The sequence below is a fragment of the Cronbergia sp. UHCC 0137 genome (assembly GCF_034932285.1).
In the GTDB taxonomy this organism is placed as follows: domain Bacteria; phylum Cyanobacteriota; class Cyanobacteriia; order Cyanobacteriales; family Nostocaceae; genus Cronbergia.
Genome location: NZ_JAYGHC010000003.1, coordinates 139,413 through 140,147 on the forward strand (window position 1 = coordinate 139,413; position 735 = coordinate 140,147).

Genomic DNA, 735 nt, shown 5'->3' on the forward strand with positions numbered 1-735 from the left:
CTTACCGTTTGATGGAACGATACCCAGAAGCACTTCAGGACTTTGATCTGGCTATTCAACTTGATCCTAAATATACTTGGGCGATCGCAAATCGGGGTGACACTTACCGTTTGATGGAACGATACCCAGAAGCACTCCAGGACTTTAATCTGGCTATTCAACTTTACCCTAAAGATACCTGGGCAATCGCAAATCGGGGTGAGATTTACCGTTTGATGAAGCAATACCCAGAGGCGCTGCAAGACTTTAATCTGGCTATTCAACTTGACCCCAAATATACTTGGGCGATCGCAGGTCGGGGTGAAACTTACCTAATACTGAAAAAATATAATCAGGCTATTGAAGATTTGAGTCAAGCTATAGATTTAGATTCTGGTGATTGGCTTTTTTATATCCGTGCCTTAGCTTACCAGGCTCTTAACCAAACCGAAACAGCCAAAGGTGATTTAGAAAAGGCTATACAACTGGCTCAACAACAATACGAAAAAGAACCTAAAAACTGGAATAATACCTTTAACCTAGCAATTTACAATTTAGCTGCTCAGTACCATCAACCAGCAACAACACTATATGAATATGCTCTAGTTAATGGTGCAACTTCAGACAACATACACGAAGCCATCCGAGATTTGAATGATTTTTTAACCATCTTCCCTGATCACGTTGAAGCTCAATCTATGCGACTTTTATTACAGTCTTCCGTTTAAGGGACTTCCAAGCCTGAAGTTCCGAGTT

Annotated in this window: 1 protein-coding gene; it reads left to right on the plus strand. The window is 41.0% G+C overall.

What is annotated here, in order from left to right:
• Positions 1–707, plus strand: a 707-nt coding sequence (locus VB711_RS02310) for a tetratricopeptide repeat protein (protein WP_323284058.1), incomplete at its 5' end; no start/stop codon positions are given.
• Positions 708–735 lie beyond the last annotated feature (28 nt).